The sequence below is a fragment of the Arsenophonus sp. ENCA genome, from assembly GCF_002287155.1.
GTDB classification, from domain to species: domain Bacteria; phylum Pseudomonadota; class Gammaproteobacteria; order Enterobacterales; family Enterobacteriaceae; genus Arsenophonus; species Arsenophonus nilaparvatae.
Map to the genome: position 1 here is coordinate 1 of NZ_NHNG01000151.1, position 4450 is coordinate 4450.

The 4450-nt window shown below is 37.4% G+C and carries 4 protein-coding genes and 2 pseudogenes; 2 read left to right on the forward strand and 4 right to left on the reverse strand.

From position 1 onward, the window contains the following. Positions 1–180: 180 nt before the first annotated feature. Positions 181–393 (forward strand): hypothetical protein, encoded by a 213-nt coding sequence (locus CBG25_RS04155; RefSeq protein WP_290604812.1) that lies wholly within the window; start codon positions 181–183, stop codon positions 391–393. 41 nt (positions 394–434) lie between these two features. Then, positions 435–974: pseudogene (locus CBG25_RS04160) on the forward strand (GTP-binding protein); the annotation flags it as partial. Positions 975–1028: 54 nt separating this feature from the next. On the opposite strand, the gene CBG25_RS04165 reads toward CBG25_RS04160, so the two are convergent. The 4 genes and pseudogenes from CBG25_RS04165 to CBG25_RS04180 all read right to left on the reverse strand — a co-directional run. Beyond that, positions 1029–2369 (reverse strand): MATE family efflux transporter, encoded by a 1341-nt coding sequence (locus tag CBG25_RS04165; RefSeq protein WP_290604813.1) that lies wholly within the window; start codon positions 2367–2369, stop codon positions 1029–1031. 396 nt (positions 2370–2765) lie between these two features. Beyond that, positions 2766–3596 carry a phosphoenolpyruvate hydrolase family protein gene (locus CBG25_RS04170; RefSeq protein ID WP_290604815.1) on the reverse strand — a complete coding sequence of 277 codons (831 nt, stop codon included), beginning with the start codon at positions 3594–3596 and terminating at the stop codon, positions 2766–2768. A gap of 15 nt (positions 3597–3611) precedes the next feature. Next, a pseudogene (locus CBG25_RS04175) lies at positions 3612–4112 on the reverse strand (Tm-1-like ATP-binding domain-containing protein); the annotation flags it as partial. Between the two features lie 57 nt (positions 4113–4169). Continuing rightward, positions 4170–4450: transposase family protein (locus CBG25_RS04180; RefSeq protein ID WP_290603775.1), on the reverse strand; the 281-nt coding region annotated here is incomplete at its 5' end.

The window sequence follows — 4450 nt, forward strand, 5'->3', positions numbered from 1 at the left end:
TAGGTATTCTCTACCCTCATATGGCAAAGAATACAGTTCAACACACCTGTGATAATTAGAATAACATTGATGGAGATCACCGAATAACAAAATGGGCCAAAAGTGATCTCCATCGATGTTATTAAGCTATCTGGTTAAATGTTATTAGCTGATCTCCATCAATGTTATTGGGTGATCTGCATGCATGGTAATATGCATCACTCATGGGAGCGTGGTTTAAATGAACACAGTAACGGACTTATCCGCCGTTTTTACCCAAAAGGAACGGACTTCAACTCAGTCACGGACAACGAGATTGCAGAACTTGAGCACATACTTAATACTCGGGGACGAAAATCGTTGGGCTATTTTTCTCCAAATGAAGTATTTTTAGCTCATCTAATGGCTGCATAACGTTTTATGGGTTTGTTGCGTTTCGACTGGGAATGGGCCTTATTGCTCAAGTACAGATTGGTTATGCGGATTGTATCTTGCTAACTAAAACCAATATTCAAGCAAATAATACCGCATTAATAGCCCGTTTACAGCGTATTAATGCCCGAGCACCTATTTATCAAGTCACCCATGGTGATATGGCGATACAGTTATTATTTAACATAAATGGATTTATGCTTAGCGATAAGTTAACTATCTCAAAGCCTATTTTTCGTTTTATGTCCAGCACCCAAAATGCCATTCAATCAATCGTTGTCTATCTTGATCAATTAGTTGAATTATCGGAACTATCAAAAGTGATGGAGAAGTTATTATGTCGCCATGCTGATAATCTCTTACGTTATAAAGGAATATTGGCGATTAAACATCAGTCCTGCCGATTAATATTTCAAGGAGTTCAGCGTTTATATAGTGCTGATTGGGATCGTGAATGGCAAGATGGCGAGGCGCGTCAAGGGGTAATGGTTTTTATTGGTTTACATTTACCTGAAGAGGAAATTCGGCAACAATTTGCATTATTAACCGAACGCGTTAACTGATCAGTTATTTTAGGCTACCTTCGTTACTTAAAGACAACAAAGGTAGCAATAATATTAGATATCGAGCCGCTTGGTTTGCCAACGCTTAGAGCGCCAACGCCAGGCATTGGCTAAACCTCGTAGCCATTCATCACATAGAAATCCAAGCCATATTCCTAATAATCCCATTTCCATTTTTAAACCTAAAAAATAGCTGATTGGCAGCGCAATACCCCACATAGAAATAAGTGCGGTGCAAAAGGGAAAGCGGGCATCGCCAGCAGCACGTAAGGCATTCACCATGACAATATTTAGTGTTCTGCCAGGCTCGAGAAAAACAGAGAGTAAGAACAGCGGAAGTAATAATTTTATAATATTGTGATCTTCAGTAATTGCATCTAATAGAGGTATACGAAATAACCAGAAGCAAAATACAATACCAATGGTAATAAAAAATCCCCATTTTAAGCTTTTCAAACCTCGTTGGTATGCATCTTCAAAACGCTTGGCGCCAACTAAATGACCCACCATGATTTCATTACCAATACTAAGAGAAATACCAAATAGCATAATAAATAGTGAAAGTTGGAAATAGAGGGTTTGAGCAGCAAGAGAGGTTTCTCCCATTAAACCGATGAAAGCAGAAGCAACCATATAGTGTAAAATCCAGACTAAATTTTCGCCTGCAGAAGGAAGTCCGATATGTAATATTTTATTCAACGTATTTTTTGACCAGTGTAACAGCAAAGAGGGTACAAATTTGATCCTTAGTCCACTGAATAATAAGAAGAAAAGTAATATTATAGCGACTATACGACCGATCGCTGTAGACCAGGCAACGCCAGTTAAGCCATATTGAGGTAAACCAAAAAAACCATATAAAACGATCATATTACCGAGGATGGTGATCAGATTGGCAATAAATGTTACCCACATTGCCGGTTGTGATTTGCCATAAACACGCAAGCAAGCCGCTAATATGATTGAAATTGCTTCTGGTATTAAACATAAACCAAGAATATGTAAGTAAGCGTAACCATAATCCAGCAAATGTGCTGGTGTATTCATGATACCAAGTATCTTATAGCCAAAGAGTAGAATAATGGCGGCACTGATAAAGCCTAATAGGAAATTAAAAGCAATAGAGATATGAATGGCATGACTAGCCTTTTCTTTTTTACCTGCCCCTAAATATTGGGCGATAACAACGCTGCATCCTACACTGATAAAGTTAAATATGGCGATAAAAAGATCAAAAACTTGGTTGCCTACTCCCATTGCAGCTAGATAAGCTGTGGAGACATGACTAACCATATAGGTATTGATAAGTAATGTCGCAAAATGTAGCAGAATATCAATAAAGATTGGCCAACTTAGCGAGTATAGTGAACGTTTGGTAACATCAGATGAATGCATTATGCACCTTTTTAAATATACAAGAAGATTTTTGGCAAAATAGACAAAAAACAGTTAAATATTTTACACATTTTATTTTTGTATGATAGATGATTAACTATTTATTATATATCGGTCTTTTTTATTTAAATTTTATTAGTTAGATTGAATAGAATGCTTAAGAATTTTCTTTATTTTATAATTTATTGTTTTACGTTAACAAGTTAAGTGATGATATTAATAAATCTATAGTAACTTATTATTAACAATCATTAATTTGTTGCAAGAGTTCATTTTATAGGCTGGGTATTAATTAAATAATAATTAATAAAAATAAGCCTGTGGTAAATACCACAGGCTCCTGGCGTTAGCGATCAAATATTTGGTTGATTTTACAACCTAAAATGTATTAAAAAATTATTTTCGTTTTATCGTTTTAAATATTTTTGTAGTTTCAGTAATGGCAGTTTCGGCCGGTAAACGTTCCATAGAACTTGCACCATAAAAACCGTGGCAATCAGGGCAATTTTGTAAAATATATTTTGCATCTTCAGGTGTCGCAATAGGACCGCCATGGCAAAGTACAATAATATCTTTACGAACAGACTTTGCCGCTGCCGCCCAATCGTTAATCAGTTTTACGCAATCCTCTAATGTGTGAGTTGTTTTGGCACCAATATCACCACCTGTTGTTAATCCCATATGTGTGACGATAATATCAGCGCCAGCTTCTGTCATGTTTTTCGCATCAATGGCACTAAAAACGTAAGGCGTTGTTAATAAATCTTTTTCATGGGCTTGACGGATCACATCAACTTCTAACGCATATCCCATGCCTGTTTCTTCAAGGTTAGCTCGGAAATTACCATCGATCAAACCAACAGTAGGAAAATTTTGTATACCGGCAAATCCCATTATTTTTAAAGAGTCAAGATAGGTATCGAATTGGCAAAATGGGTCGGTACCATTAACACCCGCTAATACCGGAGTATTTTTAACCACGGGTAAAACTTCCTTTGCCATTTCCATAACAATATCGTTGGCGTTACCATAAGCAAGTAAACCTGCCAATGAACCTCTACCAGCCATGCGATAGCGGCCAGAGTTATAAATCACAATCAGATCAATCCCTCCTTTTTCTTCACATCTCGCTGATAAACCTGTGCCGGCACCGCCACCGATAATCGGTTGACCATGTGAGATCATCATTTGGAATTTTACTAATAATGATGCGCGTGTTTGTTTCATTTTCTTAACTCCCAATTAATTCATTAGTTCTTGGTGCAATTCTATCACTTGATGACCAAATTCTGCTGAATTGATATGGTAAGGAGTGATTATCAGTTTTCTGTTAGCTGTGGTTTGGTAGTTTGATTTAAACTCATCAATGAAGGCTTGATTAGCTTGTGGTGACCAAAAAACGCCATCTTCAATATCTAAGGCGGAAAATCCTCCGGTTGGAATGATAAAAGTAACATCGCCTTGACATTGATTGAGCTTATGCGCAATCCAGACTCCCATCTGATAATTTTCCTCGGCTGTGGTGCGCATTAATGTAACTTGGCTATTATGATGATAGAAATGACGATCTTTATATTTGTCAGGGATGGTTGTTGGACGACCAAAGTTAACCATATCTAATGCACCGCAAGAGATGATACAGGGTGTTTGGGTACGCATGATGGCACCAAAGCGATCTTCATCACAGGCAAGTATGCCGTCAAAAAGGTAATCACAAATTTCAGTGGTTGTTATATCAAGCACACAATAAGCGTGTTGCTTAATAGTGAAATAAGGGTGTTTCGGTGATTGAAGTAAATTTTACGCTGTTCTGAGATGGAAATTCCAAAGACCTGCGCTAAGGAGTAAGAAGGTATCATCAATAAAGGGTCTACGATTCCGTAAAATTTGGGTCATGCAACCGAGGCGCTTGATACCCGCGATGGCGTGTTCAACTGTAATACGGATGCCCGAGATTATTTTATTTTCTTGTTTTTGTTCAGGCGATAAAGGTCTTTTTCGAGTTCCTTTTTTTGGGATTTGTGTATTAGGATGCTGTTTATCTATACCTTGAAAACCGGTATCTGCCCAGATGGTTACCT

Excerpts from the sequence above, each read along its gene's own strand:
- CBG25_RS04170 (WP_290604815.1), bottom strand. The coding sequence starts at position 3,596 with ATGAAACAAACACGCGCATCATTATTAGTAAAATTCCAAATGATGATC.
- CBG25_RS04155 (WP_290604812.1), top strand. The coding sequence starts at position 181 with ATGCATGGTAATATGCATCACTCATGGGAGCGTGGTTTAAATGAACAC.
- CBG25_RS04165 (WP_290604813.1), bottom strand. The coding sequence starts at position 2,369 with ATGCATTCATCTGATGTTACCAAACGTTCACTATACTCGCTAAGTTGG.